This window comes from Nonomuraea guangzhouensis, from assembly GCF_019396345.1.
Classification (GTDB): Bacteria; Actinomycetota; Actinomycetes; order Streptosporangiales; family Streptosporangiaceae; genus Nonomuraea; species Nonomuraea guangzhouensis.
Map to the genome: position 1 here is coordinate 365,075 of NZ_JAHKRM010000008.1, position 25,398 is coordinate 390,472.

The window sequence follows — 25,398 nt, forward strand, 5'->3', positions numbered from 1 at the left end:
GGTGATCATCGCTAAGTATGCCGAACTCGCACTCAAGCCGCGAAATCCCCAGTGTCAGGCGGCCAGTGCCTTGTCGGCCCGCTTCTTCCTGCGCCACACGACGAACCCGACCGCCCCGCCGACGATCAGCACGGCCAGGACCGCCGCCGTGATCGGTGACCGGGCGGCGACCTGGAGCCAGGCCCAGATCAGCGCGGTCAGGCCGAACCACCAGATGGGCGCCCAGGTCAGACAGCCCAGCGCGCTGGCCACGACGTACCAGGGGTATGAGACGCGGAGAGCCCCGGCGACCCACGGCAGCGTGTGCCGGAGCATGGGCACCCAGAAGCACCCGTAGACCGCGAACGCCCCCCACTTCTCGACGACGCCCTCGACCTTCGCGATCCGATCCCGGCCGAGCTTGAGGCCGATGCGCGAGTCGTACAGCCGCTCGCCCAGTTTGCGGCCGATCCAGTAGTACGCCTGGAACGCGCCGAACAGGGCGATGATCAGCACGACGCCCAGCCAGATCGGCCCCACGGGATCGATGGTGATCGCCAGATGTCGCATCAGGACCCCCACAACCCCGTCGCGCGTTTAGGTCAGGCTTACCTTAGTTCAAGGGGCAAGTCGTCGCCATAGCAGGGTGCAACTCGCCGACAACCAGGGTTCAACCACCTTCGCATACACCTGTAGGTGAGCAAGAAGGAGGGTCGATCATGGCAACGACGAGAAGCAGTGCGGTTCTGGTCTCCGGCACGGCCAACACGGCCAAGCTCTTCGTGGCGGCTCTCGCCTTCACCGGAGCCTATGTCGGTTTCTCGGCCTACGACACCGCCAGCTCCGCGCCGCGGCCCACGCAGACCGTCACCCTGTCGGCCCGCGAACTGCCCATCACCTCCTCGCTCAGCCCCCGGACGTCGCAGCCCGCCAAGGCGGGCAAGGTCAGCGTCAGCGCGCTGCCGGGCAGCGACACCGGGTGCGTCAAGACGTTCGTGGCCCGCAGCGTGGTCGTCAATCCCGACCCCGACCGGACCGTCATGTACGACTGGCGGCTGGCTCGCTGGAGCGCCGACACCCACACCTGGCGCACCTACTTCGTCGACTACGACGGCTTCGCCGGCGACGAGAGGACCGTGGACTGGCGGCCCAGGATCTCGGCCAACCCCGGCTGGTATCGCATCGAGCTCAACGTCGAGGGCACCAGGACCGTCAAGAGCGACCGCTTCCAGGTGAGTTGCTGACCGACCGCTGCGCCGCCTCCACCCAGCGCGGCACGCCCATCCGCTGGGCCACCTCCAGCGCCTTCTCGTAGTGGGCCCGCGACGCGTCCGGCTGGCCCAGCCGCACCGCCAGGTCGCCGAGCGTCAGCGCCACCGGCCAGAGTGCCACGACCCCGGTGCCGGCGCCGGCGATGCGGTCCGCGAAGGGCTTGAGCTTGTCGTAGCAGTCGATCATCCGTTCGCGGTCGTCGAGCAGCATCCCGGCCAGCGCCCGCCAGGTCATCGCCAGCTCGTACAGGAAGTCGGGGCGCACGGGCGGGCGTACGGCGGCCACGGCCTTGGCGTCGGACACGTGACCCGCCGAGGCGAGCGCCAGCGCGTAGGCGTCGAGGGTCCACTTCGCGCCGCGCCGGTGGGCCCCGGAGAGCAGCTCGACCGTCTCGGCGGCCCGGCCGTCGACCAGGTGCAGGCAGAACGTGGTGATCAGCGGCAGGTCCTGGCGGCCCTCCAGCATGCCCGCCCGTTCGGTCATCCTGGCCGCTTCGCCGTAGGCCCGCTCGGCACCTCGGTAGTCGCCGGCGATCATCAAGCGCTGGCCGGCGTACCAGGCGCAGACGGCCGCCGGGGCCGACAGGTCGTACTGTCTGGCCAGCCGGTCGGCCGCGGCGGCGTGCTCGTCGGCGACGGCGAACTCGCCGCGCGCCGCCGCGCATTCGAGCAGCACCAGGTGGGCCAGCGCCTGCGTGGCCATCTGCCCGGAGCGCTGGGCGACCTCCAGCAGCTCGCGGCCGATGCTCTCGCGGGTGTCGACCGCCGGGATGTCGTAGGACTGGCGCAGCCGCCCGCTGAGGGCCGCCGCGAGCAGCGTCGGGTCGTCGCTCTGCCTGGCCAGCTCCAGCGCCTCCAGCGACGCCTGCCGCCCCCGCTCGGGCGACGACGAGCCCTCCAGCTCCAGCGCCAGCGTGGTGAGCAGGCTCGCGCGCAGCGTCTGCTCCCCTTCGGGGAGCTCCATCAGCGCCTTCTCGGTGACGTCGACGATCTCCCACGCGGTGCGGGTGAAGTCGCGGGCCATCCCCTTGTGCGGCACGGCGAGCGACGCCGCCACCCGCGCAGTGATCTCCAGGTCGCCCAGCGGCAGCGCGGCGTCCATGGCCTGGCGGCGCAGCAGCCTGGCCGCCGTCATGTCACCGCACAGGGCCAGGGCCCTGATCTGGCGGAGCATGAGCTGCAGCCGCTCCTTGGTGTCGCCGCCGGCGCGGTCGAAGGCCGCGATGGCCTGCTCCCACAGCGTGGCGGCCTCGCGGTGCGCGAACCTGCGCTCGGCCTGCTCGGCGGCCAGCCCGGCGTAGTGGACGGCCTTCTCGGCGGTGTCGGCGAGGAAGTAGTGGTGCGCCAGCGCCGCCACGTCGGACGGCGTGCGCCGCTCGATGACCGCCGCGACCGCCGCGTGCAGCCGGGTGCGGCGCAGCCGCGACGCGTCGGAGTAGATCGTGTCGCGCACCAGGTCGTGATCGAACCTGAGCAGCCCCGGCCCCGGCTCGGTCACCAGCCCGGCCAGCAGCGCCGCCTCGACCGCCTCCACCACGGCGTCCTCGTCGCCCGCCACGTCGACCAGCACGTCGACGTCGACGTCGCGGCCGATCACCGCCGCCTGCAGCAGGATCTGCTGGGCCCCGGCCGGCAGCCGGGAGATGCGCCGCCGCAGCACGTCGCGGACCCCGGTGGGCACCCGCGACAGCACTTCGGCCGCGCTGGCCCGGTCGGCCGCCGCCTCGGAGTCGAGCAGGCGTACGGTCTCGCGCACGAAGAACGGGTTGCCGCCGGTGCGCTCGACGATGGACTCGACCGCGTCCTCGTCGATCTCGCGCACGCAGGTGGCCCTGACCAGCTCGCCCACGGCCTTCGGATCGAGGCCGGACAGCCCGACCCGGACCGGGCCGAGCCGGGCGAGCGCGGCCAGCACGTCGGACTGGCGGTCGTCGAGCTCGCTCTCCCTGCACGTGACCACGAGCAGCACCCGGCTGGTGGCCAGCAGGCTGGGCAGCGCGCGCAGCAGCGCCAGCGTCTGGTCGTCGGCCCAGTGGAGGTCCTCGAGCGTGAGCAGCACCGGCGCGCGCCGCGCCACCCCGGCGAGGTAGCCGCCGACCGCCCGGTGCAGCCGGAAGCCGCCGGACGCCTCGTCGTCGTCGGGATCGGGGTCGGCGTCGTCCAGCAGCGGCGCCAGCAACTGGGCGTATTCGCCCGCGCCGGTCGCCCCCACCAGGCTGCGCAGGATCTCCACCCACGCCCAGCCCGGCGGTGTCGCGCTGGAGTCCGGGCAGGCGCCGGAGGCGGTGATCCAGCCGTCGCCGGTGAGCTTGCCGTCGAGCTGGCGCAGCAGCGTGGTCTTGCCCGCGCCCGCGACGCCCGCGACGATGGCCACCTGGAACCTGCCGGTGCGGGCGGCGGCCGTGGTAAGCCTGGCCAGCTCGGCGTCGCGGCCGACGAACGGCTCGGGCTCCAGCGGCGGCGGCTCGATCGGGGCGGCGGGCCTGGGCGGCCAGGTGTCGGTGGGCTGCTGCACGGGCCTGGACGGGCGCGGCGCGACGCTCAGCTCCAGCTCGGGCGACTGGGCCAGGATGTCGGACTCCAGCTTGCGCAGCGCGGGCCCGGGGTCGATGCCGAGCTCGTCGGCCAGGATGCTCCTGGCCCGGCGCAGCGCCGCCAGCGCGTCACCCTGCCGGCCGCAGCGGTAGAAGCCGAGGCCCAGCAGCCGCCAGCCCTCCTCGCGCAGCGGGTGCTCGGTGGTGAGCGCCTCCAGGTCGGGCACGGTCTCGGCGGGCATGCCGAGGCGCAGCCCGGTGTCGGCGTGCCGCTCGCGCGCCACCAGCCGCAGCTCGGTCAGCCGGTTGACCTCGGCCTCCGCCCACTGCTGGTCGGCGAAGTCGGAGTAGGGGGTGCCCCGCCACAGGCCGAGCGCCTTCTCCAGGCGGGCGCGGGCCGACTGCGGATCGCCCTCTTCGAGGTGCTCGCCCGCCGCCCTGACCAACTGCTCGAACTTGAGCGCGTCGACCTGGTCGGGCGCCACCCGCAGCGCGTAGCCGGAGGCGACGGTCACCAGCAGGCGGTTGGGCCCGCCACGCGGACGGCCCGGCTCCAGCACCCGGCGCAGCCGGGAGATGTAAACCTGGAGCCCCGATTGGGCTCCCTTGGCCGTGTCGTCATCCCACAAGTCGTAAAGGAGTGTGTCAACCGGAACGACCTGACCTCTGGCCACGAGAAGTCGGGCGAGGACGGCCCGCTGCCGCAACCCGCCGAGGTCGAGTTCGTCGTCGTGTTCGTACGCCTCGACTGGCCCCAGAACTCGGAACGCCACCATGTCAGCCGCCACGCTATGCGGGCTTCCGAATCACGCACAAGAGCCGTGATTGATTAACGCCGGTTGGGTTTGGGATTGTCACTGAGGGGCCTTCGAGATCGCGGACGGGGGCTCCGCGTCGGCGTTCCTGGCGTTGCGCCTGCGCAGTAGCGCCCACGCGCCTAGTGCGAGGCCGCCGAACGGGATCTCGATAGTGTAAGTCCAGAAGCCGAAAAGCAGTGCGGTCGCGGTCGCCGGAGCGGCTGCCACACCGAAGGCGCCGGTCATCAGCACCACCACACCGCTCTCCATGATGCCGGCGCCGCTCGGCGTCACCAGGGCGCTGGTCAGCACGCGGGACAGGGCGAAGACGGCGATCGACTGGGCCAGCCCCGGGTAGGCGCCGGTGGCGTGCATGCAGATGACCATGATCGCCCACTGGAAGCCCAGGAAGAAGATCATGGCCAGCGACAGCGCGATCGAGCGCGACTTCACGATCTCGGCGGTGTCCTTGCGCAGCCGGTTGAGCGCGTCGGAGGCGTGGAACTTGAGTCTGAGCAGTCGTACGAGGAAGTCGAGGCCCTTGCCCAGGAGGGCGGCGGCGCGGTCCCAGTAGAGGGCGGCGGCCACCACCGCGCAGAGCGCCAGGATCGACACCGCGCCCACCCAGCCGGCCTTGGCCACCGTCGGGTTGGGCGCCTTGCCGGCCGCCAGCAGCGCGATGATGCCGACGGCGGGCAGGATGAATCTGAACAGAGTGTTCCAGATGCCGCTGACCAGGGTCATCACCACGATCGGCCGGTTGGCGAACCCCCAGCCCCTGGTCATCCCGAACGTCAGCGCCACCCCGGCCGCGCCGCCGAACGGCAGCAGGTTGCTCACCGCGCTGCCTGCCGCGTTGAGCGCGAGCGCCTGCAGGTTGTTGAGGCCCGGCAGCGAGTTGGTGAGCACGAAGGTGTAGGCCAGCAGGCTCAGCAGCCACAGCGCGCTCATCAGCGCGATCGTGCCCACGCTGAGCGTGCCGAAGAGCTTGCCGATCTCGTGCCAGGACACGGGCTTGCCGGTCAGCGCGTGGACGATCTGCGGCAGGTAAACGACGAGAACCACGGCCAGCGCGAGGGACAGCGCGGACAGCGTGATCTGGAGCCATCTGTTCTTCATCGGGGTACAGTCTGCCGGTCGCGGGGGCGGCCCGGATCATACTGGGGACTCATTTCGGCCACTGGTCCAGAGGATGACTGAGGCGGGTGCCCGGTGGAAGGTCGCGGCGTACGTACCATTCGGTGCCGAAGACGAGGCGGTAGATCGGGCCGGGCACCTTGAGCATCACGGCCAGCGTGCGGTCGCTGTCGCCGCCGGTGGCCTGGGAGGCGTGCGCGGACATCGACGCCCGCTTCTGTTTCGCATATTTCCGGACATTGACCCGGTGAGTGATCGTCTCGCTCGCCGAGTAGGCGCTCTCGAAGGTCCGTACGTCGAACTCGGGCGGGAACCGGTAGAACTTCCCCGCCAGCTTCAGCAGCCTGACCAGCGGATCGCGGTTGACCGTCGCCTCCAGCACGACCGGCGTGCCCGCGATCTCGGCCGCCCGCCGGCCCACCCGGTGCACCTGGACGTGGTCGGGATGGCCGTAGCCGCCCGCCGGGTCGTAGATCGACAGCAGGTCGGCCTTCTCCTCCTCAAGGATGGCGGCCAGCTTTCCGGCCGCCTGCTCGGAGTCGGCGTCGATGAAGGCGTCGTCGGGCCGTTCCTCGGCGCTCCCGCCCTGCGGGCTCAGGCCCGAGTCGCCGTAGCCGAGGCACTCGACGCGGGCGCAGCCGAGCAGCGCGGCGGATTCGTACAGCTCTTTGAGCCGGGTGGCGCGCAGTTCTTCCCCTGGCCCCATCTCGGCCAGGCCGCGCTCGCCGGCGGTCGCCACCACGAGGACCACGCGGTGACCTTCGGCCGCGAGCATCGCCATCGTGCCGGCCGTCAGCAGGGCCTCGTCGTCGGGATGGGCGTGAAAGAACACAGCGGTACGTGGAGGCACAAGGCCCAGATTAGTCTGGGAGGGGTGCGGATCTTTCACGTGAGTGACTGTTACCTGCCGCGACTCGGGGGCATCGAGGTTCAGGTCGCCGACCTCGTGCGTACGCAGCGCGAGGCCGGCCACGCCGTCGATGTGGCCACCGCGACCAAGGGCGAGCCGCTGCCCGGGGTCCACCGGATCGTCGCCAGGATGCCCTTCGACCTGCCGGTCCACCCGTTCGGAGTGGGGCATCTCACGCGGCGGCTGACCTCGTCGCGGCCCGACGTGGTGCATGTGCACATGGGCGCGGTCTCGCCGTTCGCCTGGATGGGGGTGCGGGCCGCGCGGCGGGCCGGAATTCCGTGCGTGGTGACCGTGCACAGCATGTGGGATCCCGTCACGCGGGGCGTCTACCGGTTGCTGCGGCTGGCGTACGGCTGGCAGAGCTGGGGGTTGGTGGGCACCACGGTCAGCAACGCGGCGGCGGCGCCGATCCGGTCGGTCGCGGGGGAGGGGGTGCCCGTGCACGTGGTGTCCAACGGCCTCGACCTGTCAGGCTGGCGCCACTTCGCGGCCACCACGGCGGGGCCGGCGTCGGAGGTGCGGGATGAGGTGCACATCGTGGCTGTGGGGCGTCTCGCGCCGCGCAAGCAGCCGGTGCGGCTGCTCAAGCTGCTCGACATGGCTCGCTCTCGGGTCCCGGAGGGCGTCCCGCTGCGTGCCACGGTGATCGGCGACGGGCCGGCGCGCGCCCAGATGGAGCGGTATCTGACCCGGCACGGCATGACGGGCTGGGTCTCGCTGCCGGGACGCTACACGCGCGAGCAGATCGCCAAGGTGCTGGAGTCGGCCGACGTGTTCGTGGCGCCGGCGCCACGCGAGTCGTTCGGGATCGCCGCCCTGGAGGCCCGGGCCGCCGGGCTCCCCGTGGTGGCGCGGGCGCAGAGCGGGGTGGCCGACTTCGTCCGGCACGGCACCGAGGGGCTGCTCGGCCGCAGCCTCGGCGACCTGGCCGACGCCGTGGCCCGCCTGGCCACGGACCCCGAGCTGCGGCAGCGGGTGATCGCCCACAACCGCGCCGTGCCCCCGTCGGCGGGCTCCTGGCCGACCGTCCTGGCGGGGTTCGACCAGGCGTACGCGGAGGCTATTGGATCATCACGTACGACGTAACACCACATAGCCATCGTGGTCGTACACCTTCGTGTAGCCCTCGGTCACCAGCCGGTCCACCTGGGCGCGCTGATCGTCGGGGGAGCCGAAGGGGTACTGCCAGCGCGCCGTGTCGGCCACCACCCAGTCGGCGCCGTGCGACTGGCCCGTCCAGAGCAGGACCGTGGTGCGGGACGTCAGGGCGGGCCCGAGGGAGCTGGCCGCCTCGACGGTGACGCCCCGCGGGACCTTGGCCACCGCCTCGGCGGCCGACGCGGTGGCGATCCCCTCAGCCTTGTAGAAGCTCGGATGGTAGAGCTGGTCCAGGGAGAACCTCGGCACCAGGGTGAGCGCGACCACGCACGCGCCGGCCGACCAGGCCAGCTTGAGCGAGCGGTCGTCCGAGCGCTTGAGCAGGCGCAGCAGCCTGCACAGCCCGTCGACGCCCGCGCAGAACAGGATCACCACCGTGAAGGCGCTGTACTGGAAGTCCGCCCGCCACCACAGCTCGCGGTCCGACAGCATGCGTTCGAGCAGGTGCGGCAGCGCGACCAGCGACAGCGGCGACAGCAGGCAGAGCAGCAGCGTCGGCCAGGCCAGCAGGAAGAGCGTGTCGACCTTGGTCTCCTCGCTGAACGGCAGGAGTAAGGCGGCCACCGGGTCGCGCAGCAGTGTCAGGATCGCGCTGGGCACGTCGGGCCCCAAGTGGCCATAGGCCCAGAAGTCCGCGCTCTCGCCGCCGGCCAGCGAAATCAGCGCGCCCCGGGTCAGCATGACCCCGCCGAGGCCGATCGCGGCGCAGCACAGCCCGCGGAACCTGTCGCCGGTGACGAAGAGGTAGAAACCGAAGCCGATCACCGTGAGCCCCATGTCCTCCTTGACCAGGAGGAGCGCGCCCATCGCCGCGAAGGCGGGCAGGAAACGGCCCGCGTGGTAGCGCTCGATCATGATCGCGGTGAGCAGCGGGACGAACATCACCTCGTGCGCGTCGAACGCGATCGCCTGCGCGACGGGCCACGACAGCGCGTAGGCCAGGGCGACCAGATAGGCCGGGGCGGTCCCCAGCATCCGCCTGGTGAACAGCCAGATGAACGGGATCGCGCCGGCGAACAGCAGCGCCTGCGCCACGATCAGCGAGGCCGGGCCGTCATGGATCCAGTAGAACGGCGCGAGCAACGCGTAGATGGGCGAGAAGTGGTCGGCGATCTGGAGGTAGTCGAGCCCCCGGCCGTGGAAGGCGCCGACCATCGGGATGTACGGAGGCCGAAAGTGCGCGTAGTTGCGCACGGCCTGGTCAACGATCACCAGATCGAACGTGCTGGCGCGATAGGTGGCCAGCTTGACCAGGCCGAGCACGGCGTAGACGGCGGCCGAGACCGCGGCGATCAGCCCGACGCGCAGGCGGTTCGGCGTGATCCGGGCCGTCCAACGGGCGACGCCAACCTTGGACCCGGCTATAATCGTGTCGCGCATCACGGGCAGCAACATTAGACCGTCGCATGGGACGGGCATGGTTTGACGAGCGGGAACAGGAAACGGACTGCGACTACTGCGCGCGCTGGCACCGTTCTTCACCCGGATCGAGCCTCGACTGCAGGCTGCCAAGTACGTTCGGGTCGTCGTGTCCGAGCTGCCCAGACGTAACGGCTGGACGTTCGCCGAATGGATCGGCGACCGCCGTCCGGACGCCACTCAGCGGCTGTTGAACCATACTCGGTGGGACGCTGCGGGCGTGATGAGCACCATCCGCCGCTTCACCGTCACCCTGCTCGATGCTGCGGTCTGGCCGGGCAGCCTGACCGCAGGCGTACCGGATGAGCCCGGTCAGGAGAAGAAGGGCACGGCCACGGCGGGTTCAAGCGTCAGCTCATGCGCTTGGCCGGCGGCATCAACACCGTCTACCTAGCCCAAGCCCGCGACGGCGTGGCACACGCGCTGATCGGTGCACGGCGATGGATTCCCGCCGAACAGATCAGCGACCCGGTCACGGCGATCATCACCGGCCTGCCCTTAAAGTTGACCTTCGCCACCAAGGGCGAACTGGCCATCGACCTGTTGAGAACGGCCTACGCCGATGGCATGCCTGGACTCCGTGGCCGGTGACGAGGTCTGCCGTGCCTGCACCAAGCTGGGGGCCTTCCTGGAAGGCCGTGGTCAGGCCTACGTCCTGCGCATCCGCGCCGTCTTCGCCCTCACCCTCGGCGGAGGTAGCTGCCTGACCTGCGAACAAGCCGTGGCCGAGTACTTGAAACAGAGGCGCAAGTGGACCATCCGTTCGGCCGGTGACGGTTCCAAAGGCGAACGCTCATACGCCTGGGCGTTGCTCGCCGCCGCCAGCCCCGCCCACAACCTGATCATCCGCAAGTACCGCACCACCGGCGAACTGGCCCTCTGCTACTGCTTCGTTCTCGACGGCCAGCCCATCACGCTGCCCCGCCTGATCGCCGCCGCAGGGCTGAGATGGCCGGTAAAGGAGAGTTTCGAGGTCGGCAAGAGCCTGTTCGGCCCGGATGAGTCCCAGGTCCGCCTCTATGAGGCTTCCTGCGACATCTCGTGCTGGTCATGGCCGCCCTGGCGGTCGGTGTGGACAGCGCCGCGGCAGTCCGACACCGGACCGACACCCACGCCAATGTGCCCCAGCCACCCCGACGAATAACCGCCCCAAGACCTCGGCCTGATCCCGCTGGCCGTCGCCGAGATCAAGCACCTGTTCAACGCCGCCACCCGCACATCGTCGCCGGAACACGCCGCGCATTGGTCAACTTGGAGACGCCGTCATCAAGCACGTGCTCGCTGGTTCCATCACCGAACTCGCCTGGCCACCGCATACATACAGGTCAGCTAATAGCGACTGCCGTACTAGGGGCACTTGGTTGATTAGATGCCCCTAGTCGGGCAATTCTTCAAATCAAAGGTGGGCGGATGCGTTCAATTGAATGCGCCGCTCCTTTGGGATGTTTAGTTTTGGGATAATCAAACCTCTCGATTAACTGTGTATCGGTTCGAATACTCCGTAACGAAGCTATCGATTCCCTGCAAAGCCCAGTAGCTGGTTCGCAATAATGCTTGACGCAAGGCGGCTTCCTGGCTCGCTGCATTGCCGGGTGTGAAATAGTATGTCTTGTCGAGGACATACGCCTGGGGTGTAACGGTAGAAGTTTCGGCCCCAGCCGTAGGCGGACTAGTTTCGGGCGAGGCGTTTGCGGCTTGGGCTGGAGTGGCAAATAGAAGCCCCGCCGTAATGGCTCCAGCGAGTCCGGTGTAGATAGCAGCACCCTTCATTTTCTCATCCTTTCGATTTGGTGACCTCTTGTTTGACTCAATAAGAGCATTTCAGTCATGAGCGCAGTGATCAAGCCTCCTATGGGCAGCGATATCAAAACGTTATTATCTCCCTATCATCAACGTCCATTCTTTAAAAGATGTTTATTTAAATTCTTTGTGGGAATAGCTGTCCGTCGCTGGTTTTTACTACTCTGAGTGGTTGCATAATCGCGGAATGAATGTTTATGGCTACTAAGCGCCTTTTAGAAGTTCTGCGTGTAACGGGGCGTGAGATCGTGGGTGCGGAGAAGCGTTGAGAGTGGCCTCGACGGGCCCGGCGACACCGTGGTCGGTATGCTTCCCGGCCACCGAGCTGTTGTCAGCAATCGAAGGTCACGTTGTGTGATGGTGGCGGGGTCCGATTGTTCCCGCGGTAGAGCGGGACCAGAGCTGCCTGGGTGATCTTCCCGATGTTCCAGGGGGTTTTGAGAATGAACCGGCGCAGGGTCTTGAATGTGGCGGTGAGCTGGGCGTTGGCGCGTTCGCCGACTCCGCGCAGGAGCTTGTTGTAGGGGTGCTGATCGTCACTCAGCTTGTGCTGGCCGGCCTTCTTCTTGACCGGGACGTGGATGATGTCGGCGGCGCCTTCGTAGCCCAGGTCGGCCAGCCTCGGCGGGTCGGCGCGGACGGTGGCCAGGGCCGTCACGGCCGCCGTGACGGCGGGCGCAGGTCATGTCGTGTTCGCAGCCGGGTTGGACGTCAGAAACTCACAGCGGCCAGCCGTCGGGAGTGGAGATGGCCTGGATGTTGCCGCCGTGGTGCTTGTGCTTTCCGGACCATCACAAGTCGGCGCCGTATAGGCCGGGGGTAGCGACACGGTCTGCGGCGATGACGATGCCGTCGGGGTTGACATGCGTCAGGCCCGCCCGCTGGGCCGCGTTCAGAGCCGGGTGCAGGTCCGGGGCATGTGCGGCCAGGGCTTCGATGCCCTCGTGCGGGTAGTGGTAGGCGGTGGTGCTGCTGATGCCGTGATCGGCTGTTAGTTGCCGGATGTGGGTGCCGTCGCAAAACCAGCGCAGGATGAGCACGGGTGGGCGAAGCAGTCGAGCGTTCGGCGGTCGCGCCGGGTGCCCCGGCGACGGTGTTCGGCATGCAGCAGAGCGGACAGGAACGGCACGGTCTTCCGGCGTACGTCGAGAGTCGCCGAGTATGTGACGCTTGTGGACACGTGAAGCCCTTGATTTATGAAGTTGATATCTAGAAAAGACCACCTCTATCAGGGGTTTTACGCATGTCGATCACCGGGCCGCGGCATGTCGAAGCCGTCGAACACTACCCAGAGCGACGAACAGTTACAGACAACAGCTCATTGTGGTGGCCAGCGGTTCTGGCGCCTCCGCCGGGCACCTGCTTCGGGAGTTGCGCGGCCGGAGAAGGCGAACGAGAGTGAACCGCCGACGAATTTCGAAAGCCTATGAACGGTTACCGAAGCCGAGGGCCAGTTGTTGCCCCAAGAGGAATCTGACGGGTTCCTGTACTCCTGGCCGGGTGGTGCCCGGCATAAAGGTGGAGCGAGCTCGGTTGCGGCGACCGTGGAATCCCGCACAACGATGCTGCCGCCGGTCGAGTTGAAGGACGGTTGGCGATAAAAGAAACCTCAAACAACTGAAACTGTGAGAAGCTCAGCACCAGTGCGTGGCAGGGGGACGAACCGACTCGTGGGAGTGATGAAGCCTCTGTAATGGGAGTGGAGCCAAGGCGCTGGGTGGCCCGGGGGTGAGATTCCTCCGGGCCACCCGATGCGAGCCAAGGGGGCGGGTTGTCCCGATCGTGCTTGATGGTCAAGCGGAGACCCCGGGAGGAGCCGGGTGAACGGATCGAGGCCGCTGACCGGAGTCAAGTGTCCGCGTACGACCTCACATGTAGCTGAAGGTACGACCTCACGTGTCGGTGGGGCTCCGGCGAGTTGACCTGACTACTCGCCATGAAGTTGATCATTTTTCGGATTGTCGGCGGCCAAGCAGACAACCCGAAAGATGACCATCTTCATGATCCTGGATCCGGAGTCCTGGATGAACATACGACGTTTCCGCGCCCTGCATGAGGCGGGCGCCACCTACAAAGAAATCGCCGAGGCATGTGGTGTGGACTGGCGCACCGTCAAGAAGTACCTCACCGAACCAGCCGGGGCGACGCCTCCGGCAGCGCCTTCGCGTAAGGGCAGTCAGCCGCAGGTGGTCACCCCGTACACGGGAGTGATGACGCGATGCTCCGCGCTGATCTGATGATGAAGGCGTCGGTCATCTACGAACGGTTGGTCGCCGAGCACGGCTATGACCGCTCCTACCAGCGGGTGAAGCTGTATGTGACGCAGGCGCGGCCCCGTCTGGCCGCCGAGGCCGGCACCGAGGTGGCGAGTGAGCGGATGCGCGGGCTGCACCGCCGGTTCGAGACCACGCCGGGCGCCCAAGCCCAGGTGGACTGGGGCGAAGAAGGCGACCTGCTCGCCCACGCCGGGATCGGCAAGGTCTACTCCTTCCACATGGTGTTGTCGTACTCGCGGGACCCGTTCTGCTGCTTCACCACCTCGATGGATCTGGTGACCTTCTGGGACTGTCACCGGCGGGCGTTCGCGCATTTCGGCGGTGTGCCGGGCTCGATCGTCTACGACCGGACCAAGACCGTGGTCAAACGGCATGTCGGGCCCGGTCAGGCGGTTCCGCTGCATCCCGAGGCGGCCGCGTTCGCTGCGCACTACGGCTTCGAGGTCGACCCGCTGGTCGCCTACCGGCCCACGGGCAAGGGCAGGGTCGAGCGGCAGGTGGAGATCGTGCGTCAGCACGTGCTGGCCGGACGCCGTCTGGAGGACCTGGCCGATCTGGATGCCGCGTTCGCCGCGTGGGTGCCGATCCGCCGCGGCCAGGTTCACCGCACCCACGGCCGGCCGATCGGCGAACGCGCCCTGGCCGACCACGCGGCGCTGTCGCCGCTCCCCGACCTGCCGTATGTGGTAGCCGATCACCACCTGCGGCGCGTGGGCAAGGACTGCCTGGTCAGCTTCGAGGCGTCGCTCTACTCGGTGCCCGCCCGGCTGGTGCGGGCCGGACAGCATGTCCAGATCCGCGCGTGCGCCGAGATGATCGCGTTGCACGCCCTGCAGATCGATGGTGGTGGCCTTGCTCGCGGTGCACGCCCGCGCGCCACGGCGCGGCTCGTGGATGGTCGATGCCGCCCACTGGGACGGACTGCCCGACGGACACACCCGCGCAACCCTCCTCGAGCGCACCGACCTCGGCGGCGGGTCCGGCCGCGGGTCGGGCGGCGGGCACGTCGAGCGGCCGGAACCGAACCCGCTGACCGCGATGCTGGCAGACAACCCGGCCGCAGCCACTCCCGTGGCCCGCCGCTGCCTGGCCGACTACGACCGGGCCGCATTCCTGACCGACCGAGACCGGGAGACACGACGATGAGCAAGCCAACCACCACAACAACGACAACGACAACGACGGGGTTCGTGCTGATCCGCCCCGGCGACGGGGCCTGGCTCACGGCCACCGACCTGACCAGCTGCCTGCCCCTGCATCACGGCGAACTGCAGGAGCTGGCCCAGCTGCTGACGCTGGTGGAGGACTGGCTGCTGCACAGCGGTGACGACGTCCTGGCCGACCTGGCCCGCTTCCTGCACCACCGGCCGCCCGCCGATCTCATCGACGAGCTCGGCACGCAGTCGGTCAAGCTGCACCGGCTGGCCCGCGCGGCCGCCTGACCCGCCGACGCGCACAGTCGCGACCGCGACCAACGCGCATCCCATCACCACCCTATTCCCGGCTTGGCCGCCGAACACCAGCAGCAACACCGCCAGCAACACCGGCAAGGAGACCATCGTGAGCGAGCTCATCGCCACCCGCATCCGCGACACCGCCACCAAACTCGGCCTGCTCCACCTCGCCGAGGTCGTCCCCGATCTCGTCAAACGCGCAGAAGATGCCACCATGGGCTACCTGGACTTCCTCGACCTGGCCCTCGGCGAGGAAGCCGGCGTCAAAGACGGCCGCCGCTTCCGCAACGCGTTGAAACTGTCCGGGCTGCCGCACCACAAAACCCTCGACGACTTCGACTTCACCTTCCAGCCCGATCTGGACGTCCGCAAGATCCGGGACCTGGCCACCCTGGCCTTCGTCGAGGCCCGCGCCAACATCGCGCTGCTCGGCCCGCCCGGCGTCGGCAAAAGCCACCTGGCCGTCGCCCTCGCGGTCGCGGCCTGCCAAGCCGGGTTCAGCGTCTACTTCACCAGCCTGGACGACCTGGTCGCCAAGCTCCGCCTGGCCTCTGCCCAGGGCAAACTCGGCTGGCAGATCCGCTCCTACCTCCGCCCCTCGCTATTGATCGTCGACGAGGTGGGCTATCTGCCCCTCGATCGCGCCGACGCCAACCTTGTCTTCCAACTCGTTTCCCGCCGCTACGAGAAAGGCTCGATCATCATCACCAGCAACAAGGCCTTCAGCGAATGGGGACAGGTCTTCACCGACGAGGTCCTGGCCACCGCGATCCTCGACCGCTTCCTCCACCACTGCGACGTGATCTCCATCAACGGCCCGAGCTGGCGACTCAAAGAGCGACTCTCCGCACCCGATCCAACACCTATATCACCATCTGTGACAGAATGATCACACCGGAGCCCACCTACATGTCAGGTCGTACGGGAAACGACATGTGAGGTAGTACGCCGACATCAAGTCGTTTGACATTCCCAAGTCGATGGTGCGGGAGGTATTTCAGCGGGTCGTGCGCCACGAATGCTGAAGGAGGCGTGTCCGTTGCAGCCAACGGAAGCGTTGCTGTGCAGGGGAAACCAGCCCAGCGCGGTGCTCTGATCCGAGACGACGGTTTCGCCATCGTCGCCAGGTACGGCTCCGAATACGCCGGGCTGGTCCAGTACTGCCTGCTCGCCCAGGACGTCTTCCGCCTCGGCAAGCTCCGCTGGGTGATGGAAATGCCCATGCTGAAGACGCCGGCCAGGAAACACCGCTGCGCGGTCAACGCGATGACTCGAAAGCATAAGGTCGCAATCGGGACTCCAGCGGGACCGCGCACGGTCTTCCAGGTCACCGTCGAACGTGATCGGGGCAGGAAGCCACTGGTCGTCCACTTCGGCGGGATCCCGCTTAAACGGGCACGCGCAGCCGTCCTCATCGACCGGTGCTAAGCGCAACGGGCTGATCCATCGGCTTCTTGTCGGACGCTGCGAGATCTGCGAGTTCACGGAGGGGTTGGTAGTCCACCACATCCGCGAACTCGCCGACCTCAACCAGCCGGGATACCGGGAGAAACCCGTATGGATCATCTAATGGCCATGTGACGGTGCAAGACCCTGATGATCTGCCGACGCTGCCATGAGGACATCCACGCCGGGCGGGCCACCAAGCTTTATCCGAAATGATCACTGGAGAGCGTGTGCGGGGAAACTCGCACGTCCCGTTCTGGAAGAGACCGACGGACAAGGACCCGGCCGTAGACCCTCGCCGGCGGCCGACTTCACTTGGTGGGACCCGGGTGAGATTCCCCCGGGCGATCCGGCCACGGTATCCACTGAAACCGGGATTCAATCCGAATCACCCGTTTGCCTGCTAAGGGCCTCAGTATCGCCTACAGGTATAGATCGATTCGCCGCGCCCCGCCACCACAGGCGGTCCGGCGAATCGGAGACTTCAGCTGCAGGCGCTCTGGATCTTCGTTACGAAGCCCTGCAACTTCTGGACAGACTCCATCGAGCTGGTGGGGTCCTTGGCATCGATCTTGATGCCATCGAGCCCGGAGGAAAGATCATTGAGCGCGGACGCGAGGTCGCCGTCGTATTTGCCGGCCAGGGTCTTCACCTTGGCGGCGGCCTCATCCCCGGCCTTCTCAAAGGACTTGGGGTCGGTCGCGGCTGAGCTCAAGCCTCCGTTGAACTCGGTCATGATCTTCGTGACTTCCGTTCCGACCTGGTTACAGTCCACCGCGTTACCGATGGCACCGCAGGCGGTGGTGAGGCCGGCAAGGGAGAGCGCCGCGACCGCGATGGCGATCCGACGACGAGGGGGAGTCATTGGTAATGCCCTTCGTTGCGTTCAGTGACGAAGCGACATTATGGAGCAACCCTTGATCCTCGCTTGCACCTCACTAGCACCTTAGGTATCAAGTCGTTGTAAAGCGGGCAGCCAGCAGGCGATCTTCGATCAGTGGGTGAACCAGCGCTTGCGCGGATAGCGGATCGTCAGGCTCCCGTACTTCGTCTCGCCGCTCACCACGACATAGAGCGCGCCCGGCTGGGCCCGGCCCGGTACGTTCGTCGTCACCGTGCTGCCCCAGTCCGCGCGGAACCTGTCGATGTCGGCGGCGGCGCCGTCGGGCAGCACGATCTTGGCCGAGCCGTACTTGAGGTCGAGGTCGATCTCGACGACCGGATGGGGGATGACCGCCTCCGACAGGTCGAGCTCGACGCTGCCGTACTTGGAGGCGACCCTGAGCCTGCGGGGGACCGCCCAGTCTCCTGAGCGCTGGATGTGGCCGTTCTTGGACGCCAGCTCCACCACCTCGTCGACCGCCGGCGCGTCGGCCGGCAGGTCAGCGATCAGGCCGAGCAGGTCGCCGTAGGTTCGCGCGGTGAGGGCCAGTTCGAGCCGATCCTCCAGCTCCAGCTGGGTGAGGCGGCCTTCCATGAACGCTTCCTGCAGCTTTCGCGCGCCACGCTCGCGATCCTCATCAGAGACGCGCATCTGCAAATCCGACATGTCACGAGCATAAGTTCGCCTGGGTCAGAACGGGAGGCGTCGGCCGGAGGGCGTACGCAGATCGAGAGGGAGCGGCCGGGGGGAGGGCTTCGTGGGCCGCACGATCTGGAGTTTCTTCATAACACCTGGATACCCAACGGATTGCCGTAAAGACCTCATCGCGAGGTAGCTTGAATTGTGATGGCGGATGACCCGTTCGTGCACCCGGCGCTCTTCTACCGAGGAGATCGGGAGTATGTGGCTGCCACCACGGCTTTTGTCCGTGAAGGGCTGAATTTGGGAGAGCCTGTCGCGGTCGCCGTGCCGCCCAAAAATCTCGCCTTGATCCGGGCCGATCTGGGGTCCGACGCCGACGAGGTGCTCCTGCTCGACATGACCAGCGCGGGGCGCAACCCGGGCCGCATCATCCCCGCCGTGCTCCGCGAGTTCGCCGACCGCCATCTCGGTGGTCACGTACGGATCATCGGCGAGCCCATCTGGCCGGGCCGCACCGTGACGGAATATCCGGCCTGCGCCCAGCACGAGGCGCTGATCAACTACGCCTTCACCGGCCGCCACGTCACGATCCTGTGCCCCTACGACCTCGACGGGCTCGATCCTGAGGTCATCCGCGAGGCCGAGCTGACCCATCCCGTGCTCCGCGACGGCTCCGGCGAGTGGCACAGCGGCGACTACGCGCCCCACAAGGTGGTCGACGGGCACAACCAGCCGCTGGGCGAGCCCGCCGACTTCCTCTCGCTCCGCTTCGACCACACCAACCTGACCGCCGCCCGTGGCCTGGCCGCCAGGCGGGCCGCCGACCTCGGGTTCGGCCGCGCCAAGCTCGACGACATCCGCCTGACGGTCGCCGAGCTCGGCGCCAACAGCCTCGATCACGGCGGCGGCTCCGGGCTGATCAGGATCTGGACCGAAGCCGACCGGCTGGTGTGCGAGATCAGCGACACCGGCCACATCATCGACCCGCTGGCCGGGCGGGTGCCGGTCGATCCGCGTACGCCCGGCTCGCGCGGTCTGCTGATCGTCAACCTGCTCAGCGACCTGGTCCGGGTCCACACGCGAGCCGGCACCACCGTGATCAGGGCCTACTTCGACCTGCCCGGCTCACGGGCCGATCACTGACCTGCCCGGCTCGCTGACCTGCGGGGCTCACGACTCGATCGATGACATGTCCGGATAGCGGGAGCCGCGCACGGCGTCAGCCGGTACGGCCCGCGCCAGCTCGGCCAGCTGCTCCGCGGTCAGCGTGATCGAGTCGGCCGCGGTGTTCTCCTCCAGATACTTCAGCCGCTTGGTGCCCGGGATGGGCACGATGTCGTCGCCCTGGGCCAGCAGCCAGGCCAGGGAGAGCTGCGCGCCGGTGATCCCGGCCGCCGCGGCGATCCGCAGGACCTCGGCGGTGAGCCGGGCGTTGTGCTCGGCGTTCTCCCCCGAGTTGCGCGGCAACCACTTGCGGAAGTCGTCGTCGGGCAGCTGGTCGGCGGGGGCGAGCGTGCCAGTGAGGAAGCCGCGGCTGATCGGCGAGTACGCCACCAGCGCGATGCCCAGCTCGCGGGCCGTGGGCAGGATCTCGCCCTCGATGTCCCTGGTGAACAGCGAATACTCGCTCTGCAGGGCGGCGATCGGGTGCGTGGCCGCGGCCTTGCGCAGCGTCTGCGCGCCTACCTCCGACAGGCCCAGGTGCCTGACCTTGCCCTGCCGTACGAGCTCGGCCATCGCGCCGACCGACTCCTCGATCGGCACCTGGGGGTTGCGGCGGTGCATGTAGTAGAGGTCGATGTGGTCGACGCCGAGGCGCTGGAGCGAGGCGTCGCAGGCGGCCCTGATGTACTCGGGGGAGTTGTCGATGGAGCGGCTGCCGCCCTCGCGCCTGATGCCGAACTTGGTGGCCAGCACCACCTGGTCGCGGCGGTCCTTGATGGCCCGGCCGACGAGCTCCTCGTTGTGCCCACTGCCGTACATATCAGCGGTGTCCAGAAAATTCACACCAAGCTCAAGTGCGCGGTGAATGACGGCAATCGACTCGTTTTCAGTGCCTTGGCCGTAAAACTCAGACATGCCCATGCAGCCGAGTCCGAGGGCGGAGACCTGCGGGCCACCGGTGCCGAGAGTGCGCTCGTTCATGTCCATCCTCTGTAGGCTTCTTACCGGGTAGAGCTACAGACTGGCCCTTAGAGCGCGCTCTAAGTCAAACCGGCTACCGCCGACGGTACCCACCCTGAGGGGGCCCGCCCTACCCAGGGGTGGTTTTCCGCAGGTCAGCGGGCATCCCCCCGAGGCGCTACGACCAAGGTATTAAGGGGTCGTTCAGGGCCCCTTCGGGTCGATCTCCGATACTCCGGAAGCCCGTATTCCACGAGCTTTGAAGCATGAAGGCATTGCTTCTCAGCGGATTCGCGGCCATCGGCACCGGGGCCGGCACCATGCTCACCTTGCACACCGAATCGGGTCTCGACCCGCTGCACAGCGTGATCAGCGAGTACGCCTTCCAGCCCCTGGGGTGGCTGCTGCCGACCTCGCTGACGCTCTTCGCGTTCGGCTCGGCGCTGATCGCCGAGTCGCTGCGCCGGGCCGGGGCGAGCCTGTGGGTCGTCCTGCTGCTGCTGGCGTGGGGCGGGAGCATGTTCCTGATCGGTGCCTTTCCTACGGACCGCCCGGGCGTGCCGCTGTCGCTGTCGGGAGGCATCCATAGGTATGCCGCCTTCGCCGCTTTCCTGGTGATGCCGGCCGCGGGGATGCTGCTGGCCAACGCGCGGGTCCGGTACGCCAGGGCCGTACGGGTCCTGAGTGCGGTGGCGCTGGGCGCGCTGCTGCTCGTCGTGATCCCCTACGTCGTGCGGATGTTCGGCATCCCGCTGTCCAACGACGAGATCCCCGCCGGGCTCACCCAGCGGGTCGTGGTCGTCACCGAGATCGGGGTGCTCGCCCTGGCCGGGTTGTCGCTGCTCAAGCCGTCGATTCAGCGCTCCCAGGGTGGCGTGTCGCCCATCTTGGCGTAGTACCTGGCCAGGTGCGACTTGATCCGATCGATGTCGCCCTTCGGTACGTCGACCCCGCCCCTGGCGCCGTCGACGACACCGGCGGCGGAGATCACGGCCCGCGGGACGACCTTCAGCTCACCGCCCACGACGTCGGCGATCGGCAGCTTGAAGCTGCCGAACTCGTCGGCGTTGTCGCCGTCGTACCAGAGAAAGGCCTCTCGGTACTTCTCGTCGGGCCCGTCCTCGGCGCCCGCCCACTTGCGGACTCGTTTGTCGGCCGCCGCCGAGTCCCACTCGCGGTCACGGTCGGCCAGAGGCAGGTCCTTGAATCGAGTGACTGTCATAACCGCTGGCTACCCGGCTCATGGGCGTGAAACGGGCCGCTCAGGAAAGACCTCGGCTATGGAAGCAGCTGAAACGACCATTCTGATCGCGTACGACGGCTCGGACGACGCCAAGGCGGCGATCGCCTTCGCGGGCACGCTGCTGGCCGGCCGGCGCGCCGTTGTGCTGACCGTATGGGAACCCCAGGGGATGGCCTCGGCGCGGGCGTCGGCCGGGTTGATGATGACCATCGATGATTCGCCCGTCGCGGATGAAGCCGTCGGAGAGGCCATGAGGCAGCTCGCCGAGCAGGGCGCGGAGCTGGCCAGGCAGGTGGGGTTCGACGCGACGCCGCGATGCGAGCCGGGCGCGCTCGCCGTGTGGTCGAGCATTGTGGAGGTGGCGGACGATGTCAGGGCCACGTTGATCGTCACCGGTACGCGGGGGCTGGGCGGGGTGAAGTCACTGCTGCTCGGGAGCACGTCCGACCGGGTCCTGCACCACGCGCGCCGGCCGGTGCTGGTGGTGCCCGCGCCGGATAAGTCAGACCTGCCGGACTAACCAGCCCGGTCGGGACCTGCAGCCCTGTCGGGACCTGCGGACCCGCGGGCCAGCCGGGCCAGCTGGGCCAGCCGGGCCCGCAGACCAACTGGACCTGTCGGACCCGCGGACCTATCGGACCTGCGGACCAGCCGGGCCAGCCGGACCTGCGGACCAGCCGGACCTGCGGACCAGCCGGGCCGGCCGGACCTGCGGACCAGTCGGACCAGCCGGGCTACTCGGATTAGCCGGGCCGCCGTTCGCCGGGCCGCCTTTCGCCCGTGGTTCTTTTGTCGGCGGCGTGGTGCATAGTGGCTGCCAGCCAGTGGAACGAGGAGGGCAGGGGTGGAGCTGTCACGGCGTCTCGGCACCGCCGACGCGGTGGTCGTGGGGCTGAGCGCGATGATCGGCGCCGGGGTGTTCGCCGCCTTCGCGCCCGCCGCGGCGGCCGCAGGTTCATGGCTGCTCGCCGCCCTCGCCCTCGCCGCCGTCGTCGCCTACTGCAACGCGACCTCCTCCGCACGCCTCGCCGCCCTCTATCCCGAGTCGGGCGGCACCTACGTCTACGGCAGGCGGCGGCTCGGCCCGGTCTGGGGTTACCTCGCGGGCTGGGGCTTCACCGTCGGCAAGACCGCCTCCTGCGCGGCGATGGCGCTGACCTTCGGCTCGTACGTGGCGCCCGGTCTGGCCCGGCCCCTCGCCATCGCCGCCGTGGTGGCGCTGACCGCGCTCAACCTGTTCGGGGTTCAGCGCTCGGCCGTCGTGGCCCGGGTGATGGTGGCGTTCGTGCTGGCGGTCCTGGTCGCGGTGGTCGCCGTCGGGCTGCTGAACGGCCCTGACGCCTCCTCGGCGATCGGCTCCGAGGCCGGTGCCATCTCGGCGACCGGCTCCGAGGACGGCGCCCTCTCGGCGGACGGCTCCGAGGACGGCGCCCTCTCGGCGGACGGTCTGCCGTCGAACGCGCGCATCGTCGACAAGGACCAGAGGATCGACCTCTCTCCCGAGAAGCTCGCCGCTCTCGTCCCCGAGAACGACGGGGTCGCCCGGTTCTACGCGATCGCGGTGCAGGTCGAAGAGGCCTACCACCCCACCCCGTGGGATGTTCTCCAGGGCGCGGGCCTGCTGTTCTTCGCCTTCGCCGGGTACGCCAGGATCGCCACGCTCGGCGAAGAGGTCCGCGACCCGGCACGCACCATCCCCCGCGCCATCACCGCCGCTCTGGCCGTCACGCTGGTGGTCTACGCCCTGGTCGCCGTCACCGCGCTGTCCGTGCTGGGCCCCACGTCGCTCGGCGCGTCCGACGCCCCGCTCGCCGACGTGGCCACCGCGTCCGGCGCGGCCTGGTTGCGGCCGGTGGTCAGTACGGGCGCGGCGGTGGCGGCGCTGGGGGCGCTGCTGGCCCTCCTTCTCGGTGTCTCTCGCACAGTCCTCGCCATGGCGCGCAGGCGCGATCTTCCTGGGCTCTTGGCCGAGGTCCATTCCGCGACCGAGGTCCCCCGCCGGGCCGAGCTGGCCGTGGGCGTGGTGGTGGTCGGGTTGCTGCTGGTGGCGGACCTGCGCGGGGCGATCGGCTTCTCGTCGTTCGGCGTCCTGGTCTATTACGCCATCGCCAACGCCTGCGCGCTCACCCTCGGGCCGGACGAGGGCGCCCCGCCCAAGGCCGTACCGGCGCTCGGGCTGGCCCTCTGCCTGCTGCTGGCCGCGACCCTGCCACTGACGTCCGTGCTCGCGGGCCTCGCCGTCTTCGCGGTCGGCCTGATCATCTGGAAGGTCCGCCATCGCGGGCCTCCGTGACGCGGGGTGCTCGGCAAGCGCGGGGGCTCTGTCCGGAGTGGGTGATTTACCGAAGGTCTGCAGAAAGCCTCGGCTCTTGAGGCCGGGCATCCCGGAGCGCGGAGCCGGAACCTCAGGTGGGGCGGCGCTGTTGTTCAATGTACGCCTTGATGATCGATAGTGGGGCTCCGCCGCAGGAGGCGGCGAAGTAGCTGGGTGACCAGAAGGGGCCGTGCATGATGGCGGGGTTGTCCGGGCTGGTGAATTCCTTGCGGAGGTAGTGCGAGGAGACGCCTTTCAACGAGTTGACGAGTTTGCTGATCGCGATCTTGGGCGGGTAGTGGATGAGCAGGTGGACGTGGTCGTGTTCGCCGTTGAACGCGCGGAGTTCGGCCTCGAAGCTGTCGCATACCTCGATCATGATGTCTTCGCAGCGGCGTAGCATCGCGTCGTCGAACACGTTTCCGCGATATTTGGTGACAAAGACCAGATGGACGTGCATCGCGGAAACCACGTGTCTGCCTCGTCGATATTCCACTTTCTGGCTCATAGACCAGATGATAATGTGTTCGAGTCGGTGAGATGCAAGCGTCCCGTGGGGCAGGGGGTGTTGCGCATGTTGGCGGGCCGGAAGTACCGCCTGGAGTTCGACTTCGGGCAGCGGGCGTTCGCCGAAAGGCTGGGCGGGATCTGCCGGGCCGTGTGGAACACCGGTCTGGAACAACGGCGGGATTATCGGCGGCGCGGGCAGTGGATCAACTATGAGCAGCAGTGCAAGCAGCTCGCCGAAGCGAAGAAGGACCCGTACTGCGCCTGGCTCGCGGACGCCCCTGCCCAGGTGATCCAGCAGACGCTGAAGGACTTGGACCAGGCGTGTCGCAAGCATGGCACGTGGAAGGTGGGCTGGAAGTCGAAGGCGAGGGGGCGGCCGTCGTTTCGGTTCCCCACCGCCAAACACCTGCCCGTTGAGCGGGTAGGCCGCAGGTGGGGGCGGGTGTTCCTGCCCAAGTTCGGGTGGGCGCGGTTTCGGATGTCGCGCCCGCTTGGGGGGAGCGTCAAGTCCGCGACCGTGTCGCGGGACGGCAGGCACTGGTTCATCAGTTTCCTGGTCGACGATGGGATCGCCGAGCGTGAGCAGCATGCGTGCCCTCAGTGGGTGGGCGTGGACCGGGGGGTGGTCACGGCCGCCGTGACCTCGGATGGGGAGTTCTTCGACCGCCGTCACGCCGGAACTGACGGTGTTTCCTCGAGGGAGCTCCCACCGGAGAGGAGAAGGGGTCGGGAGGAGCGGGGGAACCGGGAGGACGACCTCGGGTATCTCACGCCCGGCGAAGCGGAACGGTATCTGCGGCTGCAACGCCGACTCGCCCGCACGAAGAAGGGGTCGAAGCGGCGCAAGAGGGTCGTGGCCGCGATGAGTGAGATCATGCGGCGGGTGCGGTGGCGGCGCGCTGACTTCAACGCCCAAGCCGCGCACCGACTCACCCGCAGGTACGGGCACGTGGTCATCGAAGACCTGAACACCAAGGGCATGAGCGCGGCCGTCAAGCCCAAGCCCGACCCCGACCGGCCGGGCAGGTTCCTGCGCAACGGCGCGGCCGCGAAATCCGGGCTCAGCAAGGCGATTCTCGGCAAGGGCTGGAACGGCCTGGAAGTCGCCCTCCGCTCCAAGGCCCGCTACACCGGCAGCGTCATCCATAAGATCAACCCCGCGTACACGTCCCAGACGTGCCCGGAACCTGCGTGCGGGAAGGTGGAGGAGAAGAGCCGCAAGAGCCAAGCGGTCTTCTCCTGCACGTCTTGCGGGCACACCGAGCACGCCGACATCGTCGCGGCGAGGAACATCAAGGCCAAAGGACAGGCGGCCGGGCTGGTCGTCTCAGGGCGTGGAGACCCACCCGGGTCCGAGAAACGTCAAGCATCCCGTTCCACAGCACGAGCCGCGCAAGCGGCACGAACTGCCGCATAGCGGCACGGGAATCCCCGTCCCTTCAGGACGGAGAGCAGGTCAAGAGTGCGTCGGTATCAGCCGGAACGCTACGATGAGCGC

At 68.2% G+C, this 25,398-nt stretch carries 22 protein-coding genes and 2 pseudogenes; 13 read left to right on the top strand and 11 right to left on the bottom strand.

The annotated features are described in order from the left end of the window. Positions 1-54 precede the first annotated feature (54 nt). The gene (locus KME78_RS18890) at positions 55-549 is read right to left on the bottom strand and encodes a DedA family protein (protein ID WP_219530377.1); all 495 of its coding nucleotides are present in this window, start codon (positions 547-549) and stop codon (positions 55-57) included. A 149-nt stretch (positions 550-698) separates the two neighbouring features. Here KME78_RS18890 and KME78_RS18895 point away from each other — a divergent pair, with 149 nt between their 5' ends. Beyond that, positions 699-1,223, top strand: coding sequence for a hypothetical protein (locus tag KME78_RS18895; protein WP_219530378.1), 525 nt, complete (start codon positions 699-701; stop codon positions 1,221-1,223). Here KME78_RS18895 and KME78_RS66185 read toward each other — a convergent pair. The 3 genes from KME78_RS66185 to KME78_RS18910 form a co-directional block, all read right to left on the bottom strand. After that, the gene (locus tag KME78_RS66185; protein ID WP_219530379.1) at positions 1,192-4,560 is read right to left on the bottom strand and encodes an ATP-binding protein; all 3,369 of its coding nucleotides are present in this window, start codon (positions 4,558-4,560) and stop codon (positions 1,192-1,194) included. The two genes, KME78_RS18895 and KME78_RS66185, sit on opposite strands and share 32 nt — an antisense overlap. A 78-nt stretch (positions 4,561-4,638) precedes the next feature. Then, the gene (locus KME78_RS18905; protein WP_219530380.1) at positions 4,639-5,700 is read right to left on the bottom strand and encodes a lysylphosphatidylglycerol synthase domain-containing protein; all 1,062 of its coding nucleotides are present in this window, start codon (positions 5,698-5,700) and stop codon (positions 4,639-4,641) included. 49 nt (positions 5,701-5,749) lie between these two features. After that, positions 5,750-6,568 (bottom strand): PIG-L deacetylase family protein, encoded by an 819-nt coding sequence (locus tag KME78_RS18910; RefSeq protein WP_308127021.1) that lies wholly within the window; start codon positions 6,566-6,568, stop codon positions 5,750-5,752. A gap of 39 nt (positions 6,569-6,607) precedes the next feature. Here KME78_RS18910 and KME78_RS18915 point away from each other — a divergent pair, with 39 nt between their 5' ends. Next, positions 6,608-7,717, top strand: coding sequence for a glycosyltransferase family 4 protein (locus KME78_RS18915; RefSeq protein ID WP_308127022.1), 1,110 nt, complete (start codon positions 6,608-6,610; stop codon positions 7,715-7,717). Here KME78_RS18915 and KME78_RS18920 read toward each other — a convergent pair. After that, a complete protein-coding gene (locus tag KME78_RS18920; protein WP_219530382.1) occupies positions 7,703-9,169 on the bottom strand; it encodes a DUF2079 domain-containing protein in 1,467 nt (488 codons plus the stop codon). The genes KME78_RS18915 and KME78_RS18920 overlap by 15 nt on opposite strands. Before the next feature lie 67 nt (positions 9,170-9,236). On the opposite strand from KME78_RS18920, the pseudogene KME78_RS68430 reads away from it, so the two are divergent. Both KME78_RS68430 and KME78_RS18935 read left to right on the top strand, forming a co-directional pair. Beyond that, positions 9,237-10,541: pseudogene (locus KME78_RS68430) on the top strand (IS701 family transposase). 494 nt (positions 10,542-11,035) lie between these two features. Next, positions 11,036-11,176 (top strand): hypothetical protein, encoded by a 141-nt coding sequence (locus KME78_RS18935; protein ID WP_219530385.1) that lies wholly within the window; start codon positions 11,036-11,038, stop codon positions 11,174-11,176. Between the two features lie 163 nt (positions 11,177-11,339). Here KME78_RS18935 and KME78_RS18940 read toward each other — a convergent pair. Next, positions 11,340-12,188: pseudogene (locus KME78_RS18940) on the bottom strand (transposase family protein). A 778-nt stretch (positions 12,189-12,966) separates the two neighbouring features. Between KME78_RS18940 and KME78_RS18945 the strand changes: the two are divergent. From KME78_RS18945 to KME78_RS18960, 4 genes are all read left to right on the top strand, one after another. After that, positions 12,967-13,245, top strand: coding sequence for a hypothetical protein (locus KME78_RS18945; protein WP_219530386.1), 279 nt, complete (start codon positions 12,967-12,969; stop codon positions 13,243-13,245). Beyond that, positions 13,227-14,726: an IS21 family transposase gene (gene istA / locus KME78_RS18950; protein ID WP_219530387.1), complete on the top strand. Its 1,500-nt coding sequence runs from the start codon at positions 13,227-13,229 to the stop codon at positions 14,724-14,726. Before KME78_RS18945 ends, istA begins: the two co-directional genes overlap by 19 nt. A gap of 118 nt (positions 14,727-14,844) precedes the next feature. After that, positions 14,845-15,627 (top strand): IS21-like element helper ATPase IstB, encoded by a 783-nt coding sequence (gene istB / locus KME78_RS18955; protein ID WP_308127023.1) that lies wholly within the window; start codon positions 14,845-14,847, stop codon positions 15,625-15,627. A 143-nt stretch (positions 15,628-15,770) separates the two neighbouring features. Next, positions 15,771-16,166 carry a group II intron reverse transcriptase/maturase gene (locus tag KME78_RS18960; protein ID WP_219530388.1) on the top strand — a complete coding sequence of 132 codons (396 nt, stop codon included), beginning with the start codon at positions 15,771-15,773 and terminating at the stop codon, positions 16,164-16,166. Positions 16,167-16,668: 502 nt separating this feature from the next. On the opposite strand, the gene KME78_RS18965 is transcribed toward KME78_RS18960, so the two are convergent. Together KME78_RS18965 and KME78_RS18970 are read right to left on the bottom strand one after the other, a co-directional pair. Continuing rightward, a complete protein-coding gene (locus KME78_RS18965) occupies positions 16,669-17,049 on the bottom strand; it encodes a DUF8711 family protein (RefSeq protein ID WP_219530389.1) in 381 nt (126 codons plus the stop codon). A 129-nt stretch (positions 17,050-17,178) separates the two neighbouring features. Beyond that, the gene (locus tag KME78_RS18970; protein ID WP_246651314.1) at positions 17,179-17,733 is read right to left on the bottom strand and encodes a DUF1707 SHOCT-like domain-containing protein; all 555 of its coding nucleotides are present in this window, start codon (positions 17,731-17,733) and stop codon (positions 17,179-17,181) included. A gap of 180 nt (positions 17,734-17,913) precedes the next feature. Here KME78_RS18970 and KME78_RS18975 point away from each other — a divergent pair, with 180 nt between their 5' ends. Beyond that, complete coding sequence (locus KME78_RS18975) at positions 17,914-18,852, top strand: anti-sigma factor RsbA family regulatory protein (RefSeq protein ID WP_219530390.1); 939 nt, start codon at positions 17,914-17,916, stop codon at positions 18,850-18,852. A gap of 27 nt (positions 18,853-18,879) precedes the next feature. Here the strand turns inward: KME78_RS18975 and KME78_RS18980 are convergent, their stop codons facing one another. Continuing rightward, the gene (locus KME78_RS18980; protein ID WP_308127024.1) at positions 18,880-19,860 is read right to left on the bottom strand and encodes an aldo/keto reductase; all 981 of its coding nucleotides are present in this window, start codon (positions 19,858-19,860) and stop codon (positions 18,880-18,882) included. Between the two features lie 239 nt (positions 19,861-20,099). Between KME78_RS18980 and KME78_RS18985 the strand changes: the two genes are divergently transcribed. After that, a complete protein-coding gene (locus KME78_RS18985) occupies positions 20,100-20,729 on the top strand; it encodes a DUF998 domain-containing protein (protein ID WP_219530392.1) in 630 nt (209 codons plus the stop codon). On the opposite strand, the gene KME78_RS18990 is transcribed toward KME78_RS18985, so the two are convergent. Beyond that, positions 20,690-21,055, bottom strand: a complete 366-nt coding sequence (locus tag KME78_RS18990; RefSeq protein WP_219530393.1) for a hypothetical protein — start codon at positions 21,053-21,055, stop codon at positions 20,690-20,692. The genes KME78_RS18985 and KME78_RS18990 overlap by 40 nt on opposite strands. 58 nt (positions 21,056-21,113) lie before the next feature. Between KME78_RS18990 and KME78_RS18995 the strand changes: the two genes are divergently transcribed. Then, positions 21,114-21,596 carry a universal stress protein gene (locus KME78_RS18995; RefSeq protein ID WP_219530394.1) on the top strand — a complete coding sequence of 161 codons (483 nt, stop codon included), beginning with the start codon at positions 21,114-21,116 and terminating at the stop codon, positions 21,594-21,596. 324 nt (positions 21,597-21,920) lie between these two features. Next, positions 21,921-23,369 (top strand): APC family permease, encoded by a 1,449-nt coding sequence (locus KME78_RS19000; RefSeq protein ID WP_308127025.1) that lies wholly within the window; start codon positions 21,921-21,923, stop codon positions 23,367-23,369. A gap of 112 nt (positions 23,370-23,481) precedes the next feature. Here the strand turns inward: KME78_RS19000 and tnpA are convergent, their stop codons facing one another. Beyond that, complete coding sequence (gene tnpA, locus KME78_RS19005) at positions 23,482-23,898, bottom strand: IS200/IS605 family transposase (RefSeq protein ID WP_219530395.1); 417 nt, start codon at positions 23,896-23,898, stop codon at positions 23,482-23,484. 66 nt (positions 23,899-23,964) lie between these two features. Between tnpA and KME78_RS19010 the strand changes: the two genes are divergently transcribed. Then, positions 23,965-25,317 carry an RNA-guided endonuclease InsQ/TnpB family protein gene (locus KME78_RS19010; protein ID WP_246651316.1) on the top strand — a complete coding sequence of 451 codons (1,353 nt, stop codon included), beginning with the start codon at positions 23,965-23,967 and terminating at the stop codon, positions 25,315-25,317. Positions 25,318-25,398 lie beyond the last annotated feature (81 nt).